Genomic DNA, 20,375 nt, shown 5'->3' on the forward strand with positions numbered 1-20,375 from the left:
ATGCAGGACCTGGAATATGGGATAATAGGCAACTGCGCAACCGCTGCGCTGGTGCACAGCGATTCGTCAATAGACTGGCTGTGCTTTCCGAGGTTCGATTCCCCGTCGGTTTTTGCAAGGATACTGGACGAGGAAAAGGGCGGGCATTTCAAGATAACACCTAGCGGAAGATTCGAATCGTCGCAGGAATACGTAAAGGATTCCAACGTGATCGTCACGCATTTCAGTTCCGCGGACTGGGCCTTTGACCTATATGACTATTTTCCGCACTACGAATCACATGGCAGGCTGTACAAGGATCCGGAGCTGCACAGGCTGATAAAGGTAACAAGGGGAAAGCCCGGCGTAACCGCAATTGTGAAGCCGATGCTGCAGTATGCCACGGCAGAACCTGAGGTTAGCATGGAAGATGGCTGCATTAGGTTTTCCGACAGCTCCGCAAGGGAATCCATATACCTGTATTCGAACCTGCCGCTTGAAAAGATAAAAACGGGAGAAGAACTTGTGCTGGATAAAGATTCATACATGGTCATCACATACAACAAAATAAAGCCGGAAACAGGGATTGACGAAATCAAGCTAATGATGGATAAGACTGTTAATTACTGGAAGGGCTGGATATCAAAAGCGCAGCTTCCGAAGCAGAACAGGAATCTCATAGCAAGGTCTGCGCTGGTGCTGAGACTGCTCACATACGATGAGACTGGAGCCATAATAGCCGCTGCAACAACGTCAATACCGGAAATTGTCGGCGATGTAAGGAACTGGGACTACAGGTACTGCTGGATAAGGGATTCCTCATTCACCGTAATGTCGCTAATCAGCATATCCAAGTTCGACGTCGCTCACGAATTCATGAAATGGGCGCTATCCATACACAGGAAGTACGGCATAAACCTGCAGGTTCTTTTCGGAGTGAATGGCGAGCGCGACATACCGGAAAGAACGCTTGACAACCTCAGCGGGTACAAGGGCTCAAGACCCGTGAGAATCGGCAACGCCGCGGCAACACAGAGGCAGGTCGACATATTCGGGGAGCTCCTCGACGCCATATACCTTTTTTACATAAAGCATAAGAAAGACTTCAACCTTGACGAATCGGATTGGGAGCTCATATACGGGCTTGTCGAATCTGCCATAAAGGAATGGAGGTACAAGGATCACAGCATATGGGAGTTCAGGACGCTCAGCAGGCATTATACATTCTCCAAAGTCCTGTGCTGGGTTGCCTTGGACAGGGGAGCCGAGATAGCAAAGGCATTGGGAAAGGAAAAATATGCCAAAAGGTGGATGAGAATACGGGACGAAATAAAAAACGATGTGATGGCAAAAGGATGGAATGAAGGCATAAGCTCCTTTACGCAGTCATACGGGTCGGATGAATTGGACGCAAGCTTGCTGCTTCTGCCATATTTCGGATTCATAGATTATAAAGACGAGAAGATGGTAAAGACCGTTGAAGCCATAGGCAAGAGCCTTTTCAGGAATGGCTTCGTCATGAGGTATAACGCCAATGACGATTTCGGTATGCCAAAGAACGCGCTTATAGCGTGCACATTCTGGTATATAGACGCACTATATGAGATAGGCAGCCAGGCCGAAGCAATAAAGCTGTTCGAAGAAACCATAAAGCACACAAACAGCCTCGGGCTTCTTTCGGAGGATATAAACAGGGAAACTGGAGAGCTCCTCGGCAATTTCCCGCAGGCCTATTCGCACATAGCGTTGATAAACACTGCCATGCATCTTTTCAAGTAGAAATCATTGCGAATGCACGCATTCGGCATGCTCGTTTGTTCCTGTGCAATAGGAATATAGGTGCATTCCGTCATCATTCCTGCTTTCCTTCCTTAGCATTATCGTTACTGGCATGCTTACAGAAGCGGCCATGTATGTGCTCCCATTTTTCAATCTGCTTGAGCTCCCTAGCTTTTCCACGAGCATCTTTCCGCTGTCCTGGTTCTCCCAGCAGTTTTCGTTTCTTGCTTCCCTTCCATCTTTCCTGTCAACTGAGATGTTAAAAGCGTTGGAGCTGTACACAAAGTACCTTTTGCTCTCGGCTTTTTCTATTCCATGCTCGATGGTATCGTGCGTAAGTACGAAATTCATGTGAAATCTATTGTTCTCCCCATAAAGAGCCAATACATCATTTGATTCTCTGCTATCCTTTGCTTCTATGTGCCACATCGGGCTTATGGAGCTAGGAATGGCGTCGTATCTAGCGAGCTGCAATGCGTTGTATATAAGCTGGAAGCCGTTCCTGTCATACAGGTTCGTGCACCGTATGCCGTTTTTGTGCGTAAGGGCGGACAGGTGCGTTATGACCTGGGTAAGGCCTCCGCTTATTCCAATATAACTTTCAATCCCGGAAAGAGCCATCATGTCGTCCATTGTTGCTTTTGTGTAGCCCTCGTTGGAATTGTAATATACAACTTTGAAGTTTCCTCCGATAAAATATGCCCTTGTGCTCATGCTGAAAGATATCCTTTGCCCTTCGTAATTTATCCTAATCTGATCTTTGTATCTGTTTCCATTGTTCCTAAGGTATGGCCTTAGCTCCCTATAACTCGCCAAAAGCGCATTTCCATTCCTGTTGCTCTGGACATCAGTTAGCGCTTTTGATATTTTGCCGCGTATTGTCGCGTTTTCAGTCTCTACCTCGAAATTCGAATGCATGAAGAGCACCTTGTTACATTGCAAGGTTCTTGTTCGGTCGTTCAATTATTTATTATTTTTTATCCGAAGTTCATCTTCTTCTAAGCTTCAGGTATCTGTCAAGATTGGTCTGCCTTCCATAGCTCTTCCTCGGCTCCGAAATCGCCAAAAGGCGCTCAAAGCTGTGCATGTCGGAACTTTTCCACATGGCCATGCGCTGTATTGATTCTATTATGTCTTCGAGCCTTTGGAAGTCTCCGCCTTCGGCAATGCCCTCCAAATTTTCTACAGAGAGGTATAAGCACTGCAGCTTGGTCAGAGGACCTTCTGCCCTGCCTACGGCTAAAATGACTTTGGCCATGCTGTCTTTATCCAGATCGGAAAGTGCACCAAGCAAAAGGTCTCTGCTGCTCACGGCGTTTCCGATCAGCTTTGGGATTGCAGAAACAAATTCGCTTGTATGCTGTTCGTCAACTCCTGATTTTTTCAGAAGCTTATTCATATGCCCTACTTTTTGCAGTATCCTCTTTTCCATTATCAAGTCGGAATTTTCAACAATATCGGCAATCCTCGGGCACACAAATTCCAAGTACTCCAAATTTTCAGCAATAAAATGATCACTTCCACAATACACATTTCTTTCTGTTCCGTCGGCGAAGGGAAATGGCCATCCGGAGGAAATATGGTAGTAAAGGGAATCAAGACGCGACATTGCGTACATGCCTGACACCAGCTTTTCGACATGCTTCAGCGCACTTATGCCTTGAGCCTTGTCGAATAGCTCTTTGCAATTGTCGTAATATGCAACAAGCCTTTTGCTCGTAATGTCGATTATGCCGAGTTCTATCTGGGGTATGTCAATATCTTCAAGAGTTCCTTTGTCCATGCGCTCTTTTGCCAAGTCCAGAAATAGCTTGGCGCCGTAATCAAAGCCGAAAAGAGAAAATTTCGCCGCTTCCTTTTCAATGGCTTCAGTTTCAAGGCTTTTATCCCCAAGCCGTTTTGCAGCATGGAACATCGAAATGTACATCCCGGAACTGTCATAGCTTCTTGCCATGTCTGAATAAAGTGTTTCCATCTTTTCAGGCATTTTTATGTCTCTTTCCAAAAAATCATCCCTGCCTAAAAGCCATTTGCATTCCCTATCATTCGGTTTAAGCTAATGGGGCAACTTAACACTACGATTCTATTTCTTAAATATTTATTAGTGCGCTCTCGGCTCAAATGCTTCCAAATTTTGAATTGCAACGACCATATTGCGTATGGATTCCAAAGCGCAAATAACAGGGCCTGCCACAATATCAACGAAAGATTTAAAAATCTGTTAATTGCTTTAAAATAGATTTATATGGCAAAACATATGATGCATTCAAGCAGCAAGCAGACCAACGGAGGGGTCTTCGCACTGGAGTTCGTGGGCAGCCTTTTCTATCTGGTACTCGTTTACCTGATGGCAGCTGACGACATGCCTGTCGGAGTGGTCTTCAATGGGACTGGTTCATTCTGGCTTCCAGTATTCGCCGGAGTGTCAGTGATAGCGGCAATAGCGCTCTTCGTATTCAGCTTCACGTATCTGGCAGAGCCAAAGGTCATATCCGGTGAGCACACCAAGAACTTGGGCCTTTACTTCGCCGCGGCAACAGGGATAACATTTACTGCAATGACTCTCGGCACATCCTATTTTGTGCTTGCATTCGCAGGATTTGTTCTCTCGCTGATAGGAGGCATGGTGGGATACAGACTCTGAACAGTTCGGGCGTTTGGCGCTGTTGCGTCAAACCCTTTTTTTATTTTGAAAACAAAATGATACAGCACATTATTTTAATTCTATGCTAAATAATATTGGCTTAACGATGCCGATGGCGAAAAATAGCTTATGGGGAAACACATAACGAAAACTCATTTGGGTTATACTGGCTCATGCTATGGGCCGTCCCCTGCAGTACGCAAGGCAATGGAAAACTCTTTGGACATGGCTAATTCTTATCCTCACGAAGGTTACATGGAGCTTAAAAAAGCAATAGCTGCATACTCAAACGTAAAGCCGGAAAATATAATGGTCACAAACGGCTGCGATGAGGCCATCGCCCTGATCACTTATAAGTTTGGGCAGAAGGTTCTCATACAGGCTCCGACATACTCCGAATTTGAAAGGATAGCCAGAGGCATAGGCTCTGACATGAGGATTAAGGAGCAGAGCATAGCGAGTTCTCCTTTCAGGATAAACTTCAGCCCTGATGACCTAGGCTGGGCATCGCTTACATGGATATGCACGCCGAACAACCCTACTGGCGATGTCATAGCAAAGTCCCAAATACTAGATATAGCTTCCAGAACAAGCGGAATTGTTGCGGTCGACGAGGCATATTACGAATATTGCAAAGAAACCGTTGCAGATTCGATCGAAGAGCACAGGAATCTGATAGTCACGCGCACCTTTTCAAAGGCTTTTGCCACAGAAGGCGTGAGGCTAGGCTATATAATATCGAACCCGGAAACGATACGGATGCTTGAAAATTCGACGCACGAATACAACGTAAACAGGGTTGCGCGCGCTGCCGGCATAGCGGTATTCAAAAGCATGGACTATTACGGTGCGGAGATGGAGCGGCTTAGATCCATAAAATCCGATTTTGAAGACACCTGCAAAAATCTTGGGCTCAGGCTAAAGGTGCATGCTCTTCCATTCACGCTCCTTATGTTTGATTCGGAAATGGAGAGGGATCTATGCTACGGTGCGTTTCTCAAGCACGGAGTGGTTACTCTGAAAAATACGCACGAGGAGTTCACCTCATTCTCAGATCCATGCATAAGGGTAGCTATAGGCAACAGGATGCAGATGGAGAAGGCTATGCTTGCGCTCAAATCAATGAGAAACTACGCCAATCTGCCTATCGGGGCTCTTGCCGGCAAGGGCCGCAGATTCAGAAAAGTACCGCAGATACAAAACCTTAAATAATTCATAAATTAGATTAGGACTGTCTAGTATCTAATTGCATGAACTGGCATAATTAAAAGTCCAAAAACGATGCATATCGTTTTTTGAGCGAATGGGTGAATAAAATGGAAGCAGAGAAAGAAAGATCGGCAGAAAAGCCAGGAACCGGCACAGCTGTTTCTGAAAACAAAAATAAGGGCACGGGTGCCGAAACCACGGAAAAAAGCATAGAAAAAGCAGTAAAATATATTGGCAAGGCAATAAGCTACAGGCAGAATTTCGTTCTGGCAAGGCTGATAGATGCGGACGCATCGGTAAAGATGGCACTGGAAGTTTTCAGGCCAGAAGATACGATTGGGATGATCCCGAATGGGGCTACAGGGCCGCTGATCGATGTGCTAAAGAATGCAACGTCAAACATAGAAAATATATATTCAACGGTGGCTTCAGAAGCGCTCAAGCAGTACGGTGATTCGCTTGAGCTTTCGCAGAAGGGCTTTCTTCTTTCGGAGAATTCGATGGTAATTGCTGGACAAGCGGAGAAAATCATAAAATTCAGGAAGAACCAGAAGAAGAATGTAAGGAAGCCAAAAAGGCTTGCCAGGCTGGACGGGCAGATGACTCCTTCAGAATATTCAAAGTCGGCCCTGACGAAAGTGCAGAGGAACGAGGCAGCAAGAAGCGTAAAAAAGAAGCTTGACGAAGAACAGAAAAAACTTCGCTCCGAGATAACATCAACAGAAAAAGCGATAAAGAAATTCGGGTCTAGTGATGAAATGGCCGAATTCGAAAGCATCAGATCCTTGCTCGAAGACAGGGAATTCCTTTACCGCACAACAAGCATCACCATAGCGCAGGCCGGAATCGCTTCGAGAGTGCTCAACCAGGAGAACATGGATAAGCTAGGCAATGTGCTCTCGGTTTACGAGAGCGTGGCAGCCAAGGCAATGGAAAACGAGGCATTCGTTCACAGCGGCTCTAAGGAAATGCAGCAGCTGATAAGGGGATATGGAGAAAACCTGGAAAAGCTTAAGCTTATGCTAAGGGGGCAATAAGCCCTAAGTAAGCCAAAGCAAACTAACAGCCGCTCATTCTGGCGGCCTCCATTCCTCCGAGGCTTTCCTGTATCTTTCCATGGTATCTATCGGGTACCATATCCTGTCGGAGACATAAGCGCAAAGCCTTCCTGTGTCAGAAATTTTTGCAAAAAAGTCCCTTTCCATGGAAAACGCCTCGGCATTCGGCAGCATGTGCATGGCGCCTGAATTAAATATGTATATTCCAAGGTTTATCAGGTTGCTCTCAGCGTCCTTGGGGTCCGGCTTCTCGACGAACTTCCTTATTATCCCATCATCTACGCTTATGACTCCATAGCCGGTCACGTCATCCACTGCCTTAACCGCAAGCGTTGCTATGGCATTCCTGGAACGATGAAGATCGTGCATATTCTTCAAATCTATTTCGAATATATTATCTCCATTTACAACGAGGACGTCCTCGCCGGTTTCCGGCAGCGTTTTTTCCTCCAGGGCTTTCTTTATTGCTCCGCCAGTGCCTAGCAATTTTTCCTCGATGCTATAATCTATATGCATGCCGATTTCAGATCCGTCGCCAAAATGATCCATGAACATTTCCTTCTTGTAGCCAATGGCCATGGTTATCTTTTCTATTCCATTGCGCTTTAGTTCCCTGACAACATTGTCTATTACCGGAATGCCGTTTACCTTTACGAGAGGCTTTGGAGTATCGTAGGTCAGGGGCCTAAGCCGCGTTCCTTCTCCTCCACATATGACTACCGCTTTTTTAACATGCTGGCTCATCGAAGCACCAATTTACATCTCTGCAAGGCCGTCCAGGTATCCCTTGCCAATAGAGTATGACCCGAGAGCCAAAAGCCTGGCTTTTTCTCCTTTCATCTCAACTACTGTTACCGAGCCGTTGCCTACCTTTATCCCCTTCCCGGTAAACTCGTCGAATCCAAGTATCCTGCATGCAAGCATCGATATCGGGCTCTCATGCGTAGCTATGATCGCGTTGCCATCGCCTTCAAGTTCCTCGAGGAAAGAATATACTCTATCAGATATGCTGTCGAAGCTTTCCACACCCATGGAATATTCCCTCTTTCTCAGCATTGGTATTATCCAATTGCCCTTATCAGCAGGTTTTCCTTCCATAGATCCCATTCCTCTCTCCCGCAGCCTTTCATCGATTTTGATGTCAAGCTTCCGTTCGCCTATTAATATCTCTGCCGTCTGCCTCGCCCTCAGTACTGGGCTGGAATAAGCCTGGGAAAATTCTATGCCTTTGAGTTGCCTTGCCGTTTCGGCTATCTGCTCCCTGCCTTGATCTGTGAGAGGGTAGCCTTCATATTTTGACGACAATAATTCGTTCCTGTTGGTTTCTGCCTCGCCATGCCTAACGAAATATGCGATTACCATGCGTGCACCTATTTTTTATTTTCTTTATCGTCATCCTTCTGCCCGAAAAACATAAGCTTGTTGACGAAGTTCAATCCCTTCCAGTACCTCTCTTCCTTGTTGTAATCTCCCCTCATGTTGTAGCCTCTCTTTTCCCAGAATCCTGGCTTGTCCTCATCCATTACCTCTATTCCATCAAGCCATTTGGTGCTTTTCCAGAAATAAAGAGCGGGTATGAATGCCCTTACTGGCCCTCCGTGCTCCTTTTCCAACGGCTTTCCGTTGAACCTGAAAGCCACCATGCTATCGTCGTTCACATATTCCATGGGCACGTTGGCCGAATAGCTGACATACGAGCTTCTTAGCATAAGGAATTGTCCATTGGGTTTCGCCATGCCGAGAAGGTATTTCAGGCTTATGCCTTCCCATGTGTCTCCGAGCCTGGACCATCTCGTAACGCAGTGTATGTCCACTACCTTTTTGGACATTGGCATGGCCATCAGCTGCTCCCAGGAAAAGGAGAGCTCGTTGCCAACGCTGCCATAAATCCTGAGCCTATAATCGGAAAGGTCTATATCTGGAGTGCGGCTTGCGCTTAGGACCGGAAATGCCTTGGTGACTATCTGGCCGTGGGGAACTCTAGCCATAATTACCAATCGTTTTTTGTAGGGAAAGTATAAAAATAGTCATTTGTTCTTGGGCTTCAGGAGTATTTTGTACAAAGCTCCGCTTATGAGCTGCAGCACTCCTCCTACTTCCAGTGGCAGCGGCAGCGCGTAATCGAGAAGGTATCCGCTGGCTCCGGAGCTCAGCTGCGAGACCCTGGTGGCAATGCCCTGAAGGCTGGTGGCTGTACCGTAGTCCTCGTTGCCTATGCCTTTCACAGTCACCGTGGATCTATTCGGGCTTCCGGAACCGGCTACAAAAGCTCTTATTACGTATATGGCTCCTGCTATGGGAAATGCGGGCGACAGAGCAAGAGCCACGAGAAGTATTCCGTTGAGCGACCTGGTGCCTGCGGCCATGTTCAATACGCTGGTCTTTCCTGCAAGCCTCGATGCGTAATACGCTCCGAGGGCAGTAGCCACATACGAAATTCCGAATACTATGCTTATTTCTATATTTGTTGCCTTGAATACCTGGTTGAACCACAGCGGCAGAAGGGGTATCGCTATCCCGACTCCGGCTCCGCCAACGACATTAGCCGCTATAATTCTCATTATATACTTCATGCTTTCGTTCTTCATGATGCGCGTTGACTTTTTGGGCCTTGCGGGCTCGGTGAGCAGCATCACGAAAACAAGCGAGCCGAGCATCATGAACGCAGCTACAAGGAAGAGGTACCTGTACGCATGGAGCGCTCCGGTGTAAACGCTTACCAGTCCAACCATTCCAAACATCGCGCTTCCCACTATGGAGAATACTGCAGCAATGATATTTATGGAAGAAAACTTCTTGACGCGCTCCTTTTCCTCTCCGTATATGCTAGCTATATAGGCGCTTGACCCTGGGGAAAAAGCTCCCCTCATGCCTCCGGAGCCAGTGCTTATTCCTGCAATTATCATCCCGAGCATTATCATGAGCACGCTTGAGCTTGCTGCTATAAGGAAAGCTCCGGCCATTGTGAAGAACTCCGATATGATGAGCTCATACCTGTAGCCCCTCCTGTCCCCAAGCATTCCAAGCCCAAGCGTCAGGAACAGGGCAAAAAGCATAGTCAGGGCCGCCACTATTCCTATGTCTATTATGCTTACCTTAAGCGCATGCAGGTATAAAGAAAAAGACAGCGTCATGTATATGAGCGCGGCGCTCCTCAATGCCCTCGAATAAAGCAGGAACCTGAAGCTCCTGGCCTTTAATTTTTCTATACTATCCGTTTAGGCACCCGTGCAAAATATAATGGACATTATACTATATTCCTTCAGCACTGCGATATTTAATCCTGTGCAAGCTGCCGCACTATTTCTTGCTGATATGTTTCTTCTCTGTGGCATTATGGCTTTCATCAGAAAGTTTTCCGGATCTATCCTCTTTTCCGCGCACGAAGGAGAAAATCCCTGCTATTATTAGCATTGCCATAAGGGCCACGAATGCTACGTGCATCCCGGCTACGAAGCCCTTGCCTATGCCTCCTATGACTTTCGAGGTTCCAGCGAATATCTCGAAAGCCAGATACCTAGGGACTGCAGATGCCGCAGCAACGAATGCGATTATGAAGCTGCCTATTAAGCCCAAGCTGCTGAAAAGCCTCAGCGTGCCTGATGCTGCGCCTCTGAGCTCTCCAGTCACGTTGGCCATGACTGCGCTGTTGTTTGAGGGCCAGAACATCGCGCCCCCAAATCCGGTTATTATGGTTCCTACGACCACGTAATATATTGGGGTCGAAACGCCAAGGAACGAAAGATAAAACAAAACTCCGCCAACCATAAATAAGATTCCAATTGTAGCAATAAGCCTAGCCCCGAATTTGTCCGAGTATTTTCCCATATAGGGAGCAAGCACTCCGCTTACCACGTAACCCGGGAACAGGACAAGCGACGCGTCAAGCGGCGAATAGCCGCGCACTCCCTGAAGATACATTATGAGAAGGAACGTTACGCCCATGAATCCGAGCCCCTGGAAAAGCGACGCCATCAGCGAATTCCTGAATATCTTGTTCTTGAACATTGTGAAGTTTATCGTTGGCATCTTCACTTTCTTATCTATGATTACGAAGATTATTGCCGCAATGACTCCAAGGATGAAAAGCGCGACATTGAGCGAGCTTACGCCTATGGAAGCGTAGTTTATGCCTGCATAAGCTATTAGCGCTATTGCGACTGCCAGTGCCGCCATTCCGGGTATGTCGAGTTTGTCGCTGCTTTTGTTGCTGTCCTTTACATAGCGAAGGCCCAATATTACTGCCACAATGCCTATTGGCACGTTTATGAAGAATATGTACCTGTAGCCTATGTACGTCGTTATTATCCCGCCAAGCAGTATGCCGAGAAGCGCCCCTATGTTCCAGCTCATGCCCGTGAAGCCATATGCCCTTCCTATCCTGTGCCTTTCGAAAGTGTCAGCTATTATGGCGCTGCTGTTTGAAGCAATAAGGGCTCCGCCTATTGCCTGTATGGCCCTGAATGCAATAAGGCTTATGTCTGTCGGGGCAATGCCGCAGAGAAATGAAGCAATGGTAAATACGATGAAGCCGAGGTTGAACATCTTGCTTCTGCCGTATATGTCGCCTATCCTGCCGAACTGCGTTGAGAAGACTGCAACGACTATCATGTAGATTAATATGACCCATATTATGGTGGCTATCGTGGAGTGCAGCGCCTGTGTCATAGCCGGGAAAGCGAGCAGCACTATGGTGGAGTCAATGGAAGCCATGAGCGTTCCTATTACTATTACCGCCAATATCGTGTTCTCTTTCGAAATCTCCATGTGCACACTTGTCAAGCGAATCAAATTTCAGAATTCGGATCCAATCTTGCGTCAGCAGTTCTGCAATCTGGCGTTTTGATTATATAAAATTATATTTTTAGCTTTTTCTTGCTGCCCTTTCCATTTTGCTTCCTGTTTTTCCTTCCTTTCCTGTAAAGCAGAGGGAGCATGAATATCGAAATAAACATGAATATCGATATGTACCACATTGCATTTGTAACGCTTGTATAATTAAGGAGCAGGGTCATAACGCCTACGCCTGCAGCGCCGCCGAATATCTGGCCTATGCCCCACGTGAAAGCGTTGGAACTGTTGGCTATCTTGTCCGGAACCAGCTGGTTGACATATCCCAGTATCACTGCAAAGCCGTTGAAAGTCACAAAAATAAAAATTGAAAGCATAGCCAATGCGAAATAGACGTTGTTGCCGGCAAGCAAGAAAAGCACGAAGCTTATTGCCGACACGAAGGCTGTTGTAGTTATGGTGTAGCGCCCGCCCTTTTTGGCGGTCACATATCCGAAGAATATCTGCCCGAATATGGCAAATACGAAGCTTACGCTTAGTATGGTGCCTACCAATACTTCGGAATGCATCACTACCTTTAGGTATTCAGGGATAAACGTGTACGTGCCTGTCATGAACATGGACCTTACAAAAATTACAGCGACAAGCGGAAGCAGGACATCGGCATAACCGGATTTGAATATGCTGACCTTTGCCGTTGCTGTTTTCCTGTTGCGCTTCAAGCCATGCAAGCCCCAAAATCCTGCCCTTATGCTCTTATTGAAAGACATAAGCCCTACGTATACAATTCCCGAAGCTATCAGAAGTTCTATGCCGACAAGCCCGAGTGCGAAGGACGTGCCAAGGGCAGTTATCAGGAAAACCAGTATTATGGGCATCACGGACCTTCCGAAGCTTCCTGCGCTTCCGTTTATACCCATCATCGACGCAGCTTTTTTGCCGTAGATGCCTTTCAGTATCGATGCGCCTATGGGGTGATAGAACGCAGTTCCAGCGCCTAAAAGCAGTACTCCTGCTATTATCAATGGCATGCGCAGAGCCGCAATGGCGAATGAACCTGCAAACGCAAGCATCGAGATTCCAAGTATCGCTATGCCTACTGCAACCATAAAGCCCTCGTTTTTGCTCCTGTCTGCGATCATGCCTATTGGGGTGCTTACTGCTCCGTATATTAGCTGGTACACTATTGCGAGCGTGCCAAGAAGCACGAGGTTCAGTCCAGGTATTAGCGTGTAGTATGTTATGAGCAGCGGATAAACTAGGAATACGCTGTCATTGGAAAAATGTGCAAACGTAGTGACTATCAACGACTTGAGCTTTTTGTCCAATCTACCGCCTTGGAAACGTGCAACAGTTAAGGTATTTTAGTGGAATGTAATAAATATCATTCCCAAATCCGCATGAAGCAAGCCACACGCAAGCGTTGCGTGGAAAGCTTAAATAAGTGCGATGGCGTTTATAAGCGGTTTTAATGTCTCTTTACGTTGCAGTTTTTGATGCCAATGGGGTACTGATCGATACGAAAAGGATGCTTGAGCGCTTCCAGAAAGGCATAGAGGCGCTATTCAAGAGCGAAAAAATACCCGTAAAAACGCAGGCCCTAAGAAAAGAGTGGAAGTCCATAGCTGCTAATATTGATTTTTCCAACGGCTCGCTCCAATCTGCAAGGGAGGAGCTTTTCCAGAGGCTCGACATACCGATGCGGCTGCTAACCAAATATTCTGCGATAGACAGGGATTCTCTGGCGTATTGCGATCCATCGGAGCCAGGCCTGAAGGACAATATCCAAAAGATAAAGAGGCTTGGTTTCTACACTGCAGTGCTGAGCGATACTGTGCATGCAAAATCCGAGCTTGAGCTTATGCTGAGCTCGGCAGGCATAGGCGGCCTCTTCGACGAGGTTGCAGTGCCTGCAGACACTGGCTATGCAAAGCCAAGCAGGGAGGCATACCTGGCCGCTCTCGAGCCTTTCAAGGCTGATCCGGAAAGCGCAATATTCGTGGGCCACGATGCTGAAGAGATAAGAGGCGCAAAGCTTACAGGCATGCTCACGTTTTCATATAAGGAAAAGATAAGGGAAGCAGATTATTCGATAAAGGATTTCAACGAGCTTTTCATATCGCTCAGGAAGATGAAAAAGCAGGGGCTCTAAATAGACTGGTTATTAAATTTTGCATGATATTAAGTCCTGTAAATAAGTGCCCGCATGGCATCTCAAGTCCAAATTCCAATATGGCCGGCTCGGGCAGAAAAGAAAATGAAACATAACGTTCAAGATGATAAAAATGGCCGCACAACTATATTCTTACAAAAGCACGCAGGGCATGCACGGAAACTCAGCATTGGCGATACTGATAGGCATAATATTGTCAGTCATATTCTTCGCCATAGGCTACTACTACTCTTCCAGCCTTGCAGTAGGCACGGCGCTATTTGTGGTTGTGCTGCTGATATACCTGCTAATAAGCGTCAAGGTGCTGCAGGAGTGGAAGCGCGCGCCAATACTTACGCTTGGAAAGTACAAGGGCACATACGGCCCTGGGCTTTTCTTCATAATACCGCTCATACAGAGCATGCCATACAAGTTTGACCTAAGGACTTTCTCTACCGTTTTCTCTGCCGAAAAGACGCTCACGCAGGACAACGTTGGCGTGGACGTTGAGGCAATAATGTTCACAAGGATAGAAAACCCTGAGAACACCGCACTGCAGGTCAACGATGTTGACCAATCCGTTTCGCTTGCTGCGCAGACCGCCCTAAGGGATGTCATAGGCAAGGTCAACCTCAGCCAGATGATAGTCGGAAGGAACGAGATAGCTTCAAGCGTCAAGACATTGATAGACCAAAGAGTCACCCCATGGGGAGTAAACGTAATATCTGTAGAAATAAGGGATGTCAAAATACCTGATGACTTGCAGGACGCGATGGCCAAGGTTGCCATAGCATCCAGGGAGCGCGACGCCAGAGTAATACTGGCAGAATCGGAAAAGCTCGCAGCAACCAACATGGTAGCTGCAGCGAAGACGTACAATTCCAATGTATACGCAATGCAGCTTAGGGCCCTGAACATGCTTTATGAAATAGGCATAAGCGGAAGGAACCACCTGATCTTCATACCTACGGAATCCAGGGGCTTGGGCATACCCACTCCGATAGGCGTGCTCGGCATAGACAAGCTCGTCGGGATGGGAGATACTGGCAATATCGACGGGCAGAAAAAGGATGGAAATTCGGTCGATGCCGGCACCGCCGCACAGAAGCCATCGCCCCCACAGCCGCAGCAGGCATCAGCACAGCAGAAAAATCAGCAGAGCGCACAGCAGTCAAAGCAGAAGAAAAAACAGCAGGACACCCAAACAGGCAACAATGCAGGCAATCCGGAGATCCCTGATGAAACGCAGGGAGATCCCTTCAATGCGTGAGCATTACCATATGAAGCCCTTGTCTGAGCAGTCCATCTCAGCGCCGCAGTTAGGGCACTTGAGGTGGCACGCCTGCATCTTGAACATCACATTCCCACAGACCAGGCATATGTAAGTCTGTTCGTCGTTCTGGTTTTTTACCTGCATATAAGCACGATCCAGAAATTAATAAAATACTAAAATAGATAAATAGGCTGGCTTGCTTCTTGTAATTAAATAAATAATGCAAAGCATCAAGCTTCAAAATTTCCAAATAGGTGCAAGTGATGGAAAACAATGAAAAAATAAAGATATTGGCGTTCGCAGGCAGCCTGCGCAAAGATTCTTACAACAAGGCTCTCATAAAAGCCGCAAAAGAGCTAGCCCCGGAAAACGCAGAGGTCGAAATATTCGATCTCGAGGGCATACCGCTGTATAATCAGGACAAGGAGTCTGAGATGCCGGAACACGTCAAGCTATTCAAAAGGAAGATAAAGGAGGCCGACGCAGTGCTAATAGCAACTCCAGAATATAACAGGTCGATTCCTGGGGTGCTGAAGAATGCGATAGACTGGGCATCAAGGCCGTACGGGGACAACTCTTTTGACGACAAGCCGGTTGCCGCATTCGGTGCTACTGGCGGCTCGCTTGTCGGGACATCAGCCGCACAGATACACTTAAGGCAAATTTTCTCATTTCTAAATGTGCATCCGCTCGAAAGGCCGCTTCTCTTTATTGGCGGCGCATCAGAAAAAATAGAAAACGGCGATGTTGTAGATGAAGAGCTTCGTGACCTGATAAAGAGCATGATGCAGGCCCTGGTTTCGTGGACTTTAAGGATAAGGGTAAAATCCTGAAGGCAAATACTGCGACTTAGGGGCAGGCTTTCCGCCTTCAAGCCTTGTATGCAAAGGGCCTTCCCTTATTTTGGGCCCTGACACTTTCTATTTCTTTTTGCTTTTCCATTCTTGCATAAAACGAACTCCTTTTATGTTTCATCCTGAAAGTGCCCATATCAAAATTCAATATTATCCTTTTGTAATGCTTCATTGCTATCAGAGTCAGGAAAAGAACAGCAGCGATAAATATCTCTGCAGTTATGGCGTAGTTGCTCACCTCTATTATGAATTTCGCGTAGCCGACCCTGTGCAAAAGCAGGAATGAGCCAACAGCAACCATGAAGTCCAGCGCAACCGAGCCGTAGGCTAGTTTTTCCAGATAGTTTTCTATCTTCTTGAAACGTTCAACTTCGCTGTAGTACATGCTGGTGCCTATTCTAATGCTAAGCTTATGCTTAAAAACAAACTGTGCAATCCACGTTTAGCGGAACTGCATGGCAAATGGGGCCATCGGAGCAGTTTAACGGGACAGGCAAGCAATAAATATATGAAAAAAGAATAAATTACTATAAAATTGCGGTGCCTAGAATGGAAGAAAAAATTACGAAGTCAAATAATGGTTCTGAACAAAAGCCGACCTCTCCCGATTTGAAAAACCATGGGCCCGATGCAAGCCATGCCAATGGCACTCCTACGGAGAAAGCATGTTCCAAAGATACATTCAAGACGTTCCTGCGTAAGGGCGAAAAAGACGACGGATCCGAAGAAAACATACGCTATAATTTCATATCGAAGCGCTACAAAGCAATACGGGATGCTACCGCAACCGGAATTACTGTATCGATGGGTGGAATAGTGGTTATGTTTTCGTCAGGCATACTGCTTGACAGCATGAAGCTTGCTTATTCATCTTTATACTTTGCAGCTGCGGGCATGGCCAGCGCAATGCTGCTGGCTGTGAACGCATTGTACAACAACCGCGGCAAGCAGCCATAAGCAAATATATGTTTGCCATAGATCAAGCATTTCGTTTCAGGATATTGCTATTCCAAAGACAATTCTGACGACAAGGCCTATGATGGCCGTCACTGCGGCTGCTCCAAGCGAAACGGTGAGCATTTCTATTATCCTTCTCTTAATGCTGGTGTCGCTGATTATCGCTATCAGCGTTGAAGCTACGGAAAGCACTATGGCAACTGAGACTACCGATTCCAATATTCCCACATAACCTACCGCTCCCAATATGAACGGGTACGTGGCGACTACGGCACCCAGGAAATAAAATATTCCCGTATAATATGCTTCCTTTGACGGCTTTGTCTGCGTAGAAATCTTCCCGTTCAGCGACGTTTCGACAACTTTCTCGGACTTTGAGGAAATGTATGCTCCGGCAGCCATGGACAATGTGCCAGACACGCCGACTATTATGCCGCTTATGGCAACTATTATGCTTGATGTGGCCACCATGGCAAGGCCGGCTATGACTGCGAGTATCTCGACCAACCCATCATTCATGCCGAAGACTATGGATTTCGTGTAGTTTAGCCTTGCCTCGTGTTTCTGTGTCTGCTCAAGCAGCAGCTTTTCATGGTGTTCTTCATCGCCTATTATGCCCCTTATTTTTTCAAGTTCTGCGCTGCCCAATTCTTTTCCGGCTAGAAGCTCCTTGTATTCCTCCAGCCCTTTGGCCTCGTTCCTTTCGAGCAGCTTTGTGACAAACGCTATTCCGAGCAGTTTACGGACTATCGGGTATGTCAAAAGCCTGAGCCTAGCTTTGAAGGGTATCTCTACTTCCTCGATATTTTTTTCGCCCAAGAGCGAGCCCCATATCTTGGCGTGCTTAAACTCAGTCTTGCTCAGCTTGGCCACTAGCCTCTTGAGGGTTTTGTCCTTCTCTTCGCCTTCTATTGTTTTGTAAAGCCTATAATCCGAAAGCTCGTCCTCAAGAAACCTTTCTTCTATCTCCTTTTTGCCTGGCAATTGCACACCTATGTAATTATGAAAGCAGAAACGCAAACGCATGTCCTTTTAATGTATTATATTTCAATACAAAATTAATAAATAGTGCATTTCAGAAATTAGGATGGTGCTTGTGTGGATATAGAAACAAAGATAGACGTAATAAAGAGCTTCGCCGCAGAAATACTCACAGAACAGGAGCTGAGGGAGCTCCTGCAGTCCAATGAGCATCCCCTAGCATACGACGGCTTCGAGCCCTCGGGCCTTGCGCACATACCGTTCGGGCTGTACAGGGCCAAGAACATAAAGAAGCTGCTTGGCATAGGCGTTAAATTCAACATTTATATTGCGGATTACTTCGCATACGTCAACAAAAAAATGGGCGGGGACATCGACCGCATAAGGGACGTCGGGAACTACTTCATAGAGGTGTGGAAAGCCGCAGGCGTCGACGAAAGCAAGGTCAATATAATCTGGGCCAAGGACTTGATGAAAGATTTTAGCTACTGGGAGACATTTATGAAGGTGGGCAAGATGATGTCCCTTGACAGGGTAAAGCGCGCGATAACGATAATGGGTAGGAAGGAGGGCGATTCGCTTGAAGCGGCGCAGCTCTTCTATCCCCCGATGCAGGTTACCGACGTCATAATGATGGGCATAGACATATGCCAGCTTGGCATGGACCAGCGCAAGGCCAATGTGCTTGCAAGGGAGGTCACGAAGAGAATGGGGCTCAAAGTCCCAGTGGCAGTGCACCATCCATACATACTTGGCCTGCAGGGTGCGCCTGAAGATCTCAAGAGCATGGATCCGGACAAGGGCTTCGAATACAAAATGTCAAAGTCAAACCCTAAGAGCACCATACTTGTCCATGATTCCGAGGATGAGATAAGGAAAAAGATAAATTCGGCCTACTGCCCAGAGCGAGTAGTAAATGGAAACCCTATATTCGATTTTCTCGAGAAGATAATAATAGACGATCCAAAAGCCCAGATAACGATCGACAGGCCTGAGAAGTTCGGCGGAGCTATAGAAGCAAGCAGCTACCGCGAGCTGGTTTCGCTGTATACCGAGGGCAAAATACATCCTGTTGACATGAAAGCGTATGTGGCAAAGGAGCTGGAGCTGCGCATACGCCCAATACGCGAGCATTTCGAAAAGGACAAAAGTGCCCGCGAACTTTACGAAAAGGTAAGGTCCTATCAGATAACCAGATAGGGTGTTGCGATGATAATAGCAGTCGGGACAAGCAACAGGGTCAAAATCAGCGCTGCCAGAAAAGCCCTGGAAATATCGAAGATCAAAGCCGAAATAGTGCCTGTGAGCGTTGACTCGGGAGTAAACCCGCAGCCAATGAGCAACGCCGAAGGCATAACCGGGGCCATAAACAGGGCAAAAAACTCGATGTCAAAAGCCAATGCAGATATGGGCATAGGCATGGAAGGAACAGTGGACGAAAACCCCAATGGGATGTTTCTAACGGGCTGGGTAGCTGTTGTCGACAATGCCGGCAATATAGGTATAGGCTCCAGCGGTTCAATAATGCTCCCTGAAAAGATTGCTTCCAGGCTTAGGGGAGGGGAAGAGCTCGGTAACGTTATAGACGAAATAGAGAACGGGCAAGGCATAAAGTTCAACCAAGGCACAATAGGCGTGCTTACCAAGGGTGCGGTTAAAAGAGAAGACGAATTCGTTACAGCTATACTTCTGGCTCTTGCAAGATTCTTAAGCCGTGAGTACTACGACAACGGCGATTAACTGTATTTTTCTATCTGCTCGTTGGCAAGGCCAACAAGCTTGAGAGCATAGCTTCTTTCCATGGAGTTTATTGCGCTTTCTATTATCGCGTCCCCTGGATTTTTCTCTAGTTCTTTCTTCAGCATGTCAAGCATTTCGTATCTCTTCCTGATCCCGGCAACATTGACCTTAAGCTTCTCGAGGTCCTTTTCCATCTCTCTGCTGAAGGCATTTATCTCTGATGTGTCGGCGTTGTCGCTAAGCTTCTCTATCCTCTCTTTCATCCTTTCGAGTATTGTGTGCATTTCTTCGTTTCTTAGCAGAGTGAAGTCATCAAAGGTCCTCTGGTTCTGAGGAATTTGCCTTTTTGCTCTCCTTTCGTTTCTCATTTCTTTTCCCCTCTGAGAAGCCTGCCGAGCGGGTCAGTCCTTGGCAGGAAATGGGAATTGTTTATTTCGTATATTATCTCATCAATTATTCTTTTCGCAGCCGCCTCCGCTTCGGGCTTCATTCCTGTCATTTTTATCTTCGATTTTCCAGATTTTATGTTGTTAATGCTGTCGACTATAACTTCCTCGAAATATTTCTCGTCCAGCATTTTTATCTTAGCGTTTTCCCAAAGTCTTACAGTATTTTCCATGGATTCGCACGAATCCGAATATCCGTGCTTCAACTTGTAATCAGAAATCGATTCGTTGAATAACTTTAGGCTGTTATTTATGGTCTTCTGGCTCAAGGCGCATATGTTGTACAGTACGCTTCCGCTGGCAGTTTCGTGCGAGCTGTCTTCCTTGGCGCACATTTCCGCATAAGCCCTTATTGCTGCGGGTACTACCTCCTTGGTCAGGTATGGCTTCAGGTCCGTAAAACTAATCCTAGGGACTTTGAGAGTTACGTACTCTATGCCGTTGGCATTGTCCTTGTAAACCATTTATACACCATTTATAAGTATAAAACCGTTCTAATAATATTTATACTT

General features: G+C 46.7%; 23 protein-coding genes. 10 read left to right on the forward strand and 13 right to left on the reverse strand.

Translation table 11 applies throughout. From position 1 onward, the window contains the following. On the forward strand, positions 1–1,758 hold the full coding sequence (locus Micr_RS02690) for a glycoside hydrolase family 15 protein (protein ID WP_203134142.1): 1,758 nt from the start codon (positions 1–3) through the stop codon (positions 1,756–1,758). 3 nt (positions 1,759–1,761) lie between these two features. Here Micr_RS02690 and Micr_RS02695 read toward each other — a convergent pair whose 3' ends face one another. Both Micr_RS02695 and Micr_RS02700 read right to left on the reverse strand, forming a co-directional pair. Continuing rightward, a complete protein-coding gene (locus Micr_RS02695) occupies positions 1,762–2,676 on the reverse strand; it encodes a hypothetical protein (protein WP_203134143.1) in 915 nt (304 codons plus the stop codon). Between the two features lie 70 nt (positions 2,677–2,746). Then, positions 2,747–3,763 carry a hypothetical protein gene (locus Micr_RS02700; protein ID WP_203134144.1) on the reverse strand — a complete coding sequence of 339 codons (1,017 nt, stop codon included), beginning with the start codon at positions 3,761–3,763 and terminating at the stop codon, positions 2,747–2,749. 252 nt (positions 3,764–4,015) lie between these two features. On the opposite strand from Micr_RS02700, the gene Micr_RS02705 reads away from it, so the two are divergent. From Micr_RS02705 to Micr_RS02715, 3 genes are all read left to right on the forward strand, one after another. Then, the gene (locus Micr_RS02705; protein ID WP_203134145.1) at positions 4,016–4,402 is read left to right on the forward strand and encodes a hypothetical protein; all 387 of its coding nucleotides are present in this window, start codon (positions 4,016–4,018) and stop codon (positions 4,400–4,402) included. Between the two features lie 129 nt (positions 4,403–4,531). Then, positions 4,532–5,614, forward strand: coding sequence for a pyridoxal phosphate-dependent aminotransferase (locus tag Micr_RS02710; protein WP_226803538.1), 1,083 nt, complete (start codon positions 4,532–4,534; stop codon positions 5,612–5,614). Positions 5,615–5,718: 104 nt separating this feature from the next. Further along, positions 5,719–6,648: a hypothetical protein gene (locus Micr_RS02715; RefSeq protein WP_203134147.1), complete on the forward strand. Its 930-nt coding sequence runs from the start codon at positions 5,719–5,721 to the stop codon at positions 6,646–6,648. Between the two features lie 33 nt (positions 6,649–6,681). Here Micr_RS02715 and Micr_RS02720 read toward each other — a convergent pair whose 3' ends face one another. From Micr_RS02720 to Micr_RS02745, 6 genes are all read right to left on the reverse strand, one after another. Continuing rightward, positions 6,682–7,413, reverse strand: coding sequence for a nucleotidyltransferase family protein (locus Micr_RS02720; protein WP_203134148.1), 732 nt, complete (start codon positions 7,411–7,413; stop codon positions 6,682–6,684). 12 nt (positions 7,414–7,425) lie between these two features. Next, positions 7,426–8,031: a histidine phosphatase family protein gene (locus Micr_RS02725; RefSeq protein WP_203134149.1), complete on the reverse strand. Its 606-nt coding sequence runs from the start codon at positions 8,029–8,031 to the stop codon at positions 7,426–7,428. Positions 8,032–8,039: 8 nt separating this feature from the next. Beyond that, positions 8,040–8,657 (reverse strand): molybdopterin-dependent oxidoreductase, encoded by a 618-nt coding sequence (locus Micr_RS02730; protein WP_203134150.1) that lies wholly within the window; start codon positions 8,655–8,657, stop codon positions 8,040–8,042. Positions 8,658–8,696: 39 nt separating this feature from the next. Then, positions 8,697–9,827 carry an MFS transporter gene (locus tag Micr_RS02735; RefSeq protein ID WP_226803539.1) on the reverse strand — a complete coding sequence of 377 codons (1,131 nt, stop codon included), beginning with the start codon at positions 9,825–9,827 and terminating at the stop codon, positions 8,697–8,699. Between the two features lie 142 nt (positions 9,828–9,969). Beyond that, complete coding sequence (locus Micr_RS02740) at positions 9,970–11,436, reverse strand: MFS transporter (RefSeq protein WP_203134152.1); 1,467 nt, start codon at positions 11,434–11,436, stop codon at positions 9,970–9,972. 89 nt (positions 11,437–11,525) lie between these two features. Beyond that, positions 11,526–12,788 (reverse strand): MFS transporter, encoded by a 1,263-nt coding sequence (locus tag Micr_RS02745; RefSeq protein ID WP_203134153.1) that lies wholly within the window; start codon positions 12,786–12,788, stop codon positions 11,526–11,528. A 143-nt stretch (positions 12,789–12,931) separates the two neighbouring features. Between Micr_RS02745 and Micr_RS02750 the strand changes: the two genes are divergently transcribed. Together Micr_RS02750 and Micr_RS02755 are read left to right on the forward strand one after the other, a co-directional pair. Then, entirely contained in the window at positions 12,932–13,612 is a 681-nt protein-coding gene (locus Micr_RS02750) for an HAD family hydrolase (protein ID WP_203134154.1), read from the forward strand. Between the two features lie 133 nt (positions 13,613–13,745). Further along, positions 13,746–14,882 (forward strand): SPFH domain-containing protein, encoded by a 1,137-nt coding sequence (locus Micr_RS02755; protein WP_203134155.1) that lies wholly within the window; start codon positions 13,746–13,748, stop codon positions 14,880–14,882. Between the two features lie 3 nt (positions 14,883–14,885). Here the strand turns inward: Micr_RS02755 and Micr_RS02760 are convergent, their stop codons facing one another. After that, entirely contained in the window at positions 14,886–15,029 is a 144-nt protein-coding gene (locus tag Micr_RS02760) for a hypothetical protein (protein WP_203135139.1), read from the reverse strand. Positions 15,030–15,148: 119 nt separating this feature from the next. On the opposite strand from Micr_RS02760, the gene Micr_RS02765 reads away from it, so the two are divergent. Beyond that, a complete protein-coding gene (locus tag Micr_RS02765; RefSeq protein ID WP_203134156.1) occupies positions 15,149–15,718 on the forward strand; it encodes an NADPH-dependent FMN reductase in 570 nt (189 codons plus the stop codon). A gap of 37 nt (positions 15,719–15,755) precedes the next feature. On the opposite strand, the gene Micr_RS02770 is transcribed toward Micr_RS02765, so the two are convergent. After that, positions 15,756–16,124, reverse strand: a complete 369-nt coding sequence (locus Micr_RS02770; protein ID WP_203134157.1) for a hypothetical protein — start codon at positions 16,122–16,124, stop codon at positions 15,756–15,758. A 164-nt stretch (positions 16,125–16,288) separates the two neighbouring features. Between Micr_RS02770 and Micr_RS02775 the strand changes: the two genes are divergently transcribed. After that, positions 16,289–16,696: a hypothetical protein gene (locus tag Micr_RS02775; RefSeq protein WP_203134158.1), complete on the forward strand. Its 408-nt coding sequence runs from the start codon at positions 16,289–16,291 to the stop codon at positions 16,694–16,696. A 36-nt stretch (positions 16,697–16,732) separates the two neighbouring features. On the opposite strand, the gene Micr_RS02780 is transcribed toward Micr_RS02775, so the two are convergent. After that, positions 16,733–17,680, reverse strand: coding sequence for a VIT1/CCC1 transporter family protein (locus Micr_RS02780; protein WP_203134159.1), 948 nt, complete (start codon positions 17,678–17,680; stop codon positions 16,733–16,735). A 114-nt stretch (positions 17,681–17,794) separates the two neighbouring features. On the opposite strand from Micr_RS02780, the gene Micr_RS02785 reads away from it, so the two are divergent. Together Micr_RS02785 and Micr_RS02790 are read left to right on the forward strand one after the other, a co-directional pair. Beyond that, on the forward strand, positions 17,795–18,877 hold the full coding sequence (locus Micr_RS02785) for a tyrosine--tRNA ligase (protein WP_203134160.1): 1,083 nt from the start codon (positions 17,795–17,797) through the stop codon (positions 18,875–18,877). 9 nt (positions 18,878–18,886) lie between these two features. Beyond that, entirely contained in the window at positions 18,887–19,417 is a 531-nt protein-coding gene (locus Micr_RS02790; RefSeq protein WP_203134161.1) for a DUF84 family protein, read from the forward strand. Here Micr_RS02790 and Micr_RS02795 read toward each other — a convergent pair. Beyond that, positions 19,414–19,785 (reverse strand): hypothetical protein, encoded by a 372-nt coding sequence (locus Micr_RS02795; protein ID WP_203134162.1) that lies wholly within the window; start codon positions 19,783–19,785, stop codon positions 19,414–19,416. The genes Micr_RS02790 and Micr_RS02795 overlap by 4 nt on opposite strands. Continuing rightward, the gene (locus tag Micr_RS02800; protein WP_203134163.1) at positions 19,782–20,327 is read right to left on the reverse strand and encodes a hypothetical protein; all 546 of its coding nucleotides are present in this window, start codon (positions 20,325–20,327) and stop codon (positions 19,782–19,784) included. The genes Micr_RS02795 and Micr_RS02800 overlap by 4 nt, the downstream gene beginning before the upstream one ends. Between the last annotated feature and the right edge of the window lie 48 nt (positions 20,328–20,375).

Origin of the sequence: Candidatus Micrarchaeum sp., assembly GCF_016806735.1 — an archaeon.
In the GTDB taxonomy this organism is placed as follows: Archaea; Micrarchaeota; Micrarchaeia; order Micrarchaeales; family Micrarchaeaceae; genus Micrarchaeum_A; species Micrarchaeum_A acidiphilum_A.

Excerpts from the sequence above, each read along its gene's own strand:
- Micr_RS02690 (WP_203134142.1), top strand. The coding sequence starts at position 1 with ATGCAGGACCTGGAATATGGGATAATAGGCAACTGCGCAACCGCTGCG.
- Micr_RS02695 (WP_203134143.1), bottom strand. The coding sequence starts at position 2,676 with ATGCATTCGAATTTCGAGGTAGAGACTGAAAACGCGACAATACGCGGC.
- Micr_RS02705 (WP_203134145.1), top strand. The coding sequence starts at position 4,016 with ATGATGCATTCAAGCAGCAAGCAGACCAACGGAGGGGTCTTCGCACTG.
- Micr_RS02710 (WP_226803538.1), top strand. The coding sequence starts at position 4,532 with ATGGGGAAACACATAACGAAAACTCATTTGGGTTATACTGGCTCATGC.
- Micr_RS02715 (WP_203134147.1), top strand. The coding sequence starts at position 5,719 with ATGGAAGCAGAGAAAGAAAGATCGGCAGAAAAGCCAGGAACCGGCACA.
- Micr_RS02720 (WP_203134148.1), bottom strand. The coding sequence starts at position 7,413 with ATGAGCCAGCATGTTAAAAAAGCGGTAGTCATATGTGGAGGAGAAGGA.
- Micr_RS02725 (WP_203134149.1), bottom strand. The coding sequence starts at position 8,031 with ATGGTAATCGCATATTTCGTTAGGCATGGCGAGGCAGAAACCAACAGG.
- Micr_RS02730 (WP_203134150.1), bottom strand. The coding sequence starts at position 8,657 with ATGGCTAGAGTTCCCCACGGCCAGATAGTCACCAAGGCATTTCCGGTC.
- Micr_RS02740 (WP_203134152.1), bottom strand. The coding sequence starts at position 11,436 with ATGGAGATTTCGAAAGAGAACACGATATTGGCGGTAATAGTAATAGGA.
- Micr_RS02750 (WP_203134154.1), top strand. The coding sequence starts at position 12,932 with ATGTCTCTTTACGTTGCAGTTTTTGATGCCAATGGGGTACTGATCGAT.
- Micr_RS02755 (WP_203134155.1), top strand. The coding sequence starts at position 13,746 with ATGGCCGCACAACTATATTCTTACAAAAGCACGCAGGGCATGCACGGA.
- Micr_RS02760 (WP_203135139.1), bottom strand. The coding sequence starts at position 15,029 with ATGCAGGTAAAAAACCAGAACGACGAACAGACTTACATATGCCTGGTC.
- Micr_RS02765 (WP_203134156.1), top strand. The coding sequence starts at position 15,149 with ATGGAAAACAATGAAAAAATAAAGATATTGGCGTTCGCAGGCAGCCTG.
- Micr_RS02770 (WP_203134157.1), bottom strand. The coding sequence starts at position 16,124 with ATGTACTACAGCGAAGTTGAACGTTTCAAGAAGATAGAAAACTATCTG.
- Micr_RS02775 (WP_203134158.1), top strand. The coding sequence starts at position 16,289 with ATGGAAGAAAAAATTACGAAGTCAAATAATGGTTCTGAACAAAAGCCG.
- Micr_RS02790 (WP_203134161.1), top strand. The coding sequence starts at position 18,887 with ATGATAATAGCAGTCGGGACAAGCAACAGGGTCAAAATCAGCGCTGCC.
- Micr_RS02795 (WP_203134162.1), bottom strand. The coding sequence starts at position 19,785 with ATGAGAAACGAAAGGAGAGCAAAAAGGCAAATTCCTCAGAACCAGAGG.
- Micr_RS02800 (WP_203134163.1), bottom strand. The coding sequence starts at position 20,327 with ATGGTTTACAAGGACAATGCCAACGGCATAGAGTACGTAACTCTCAAA.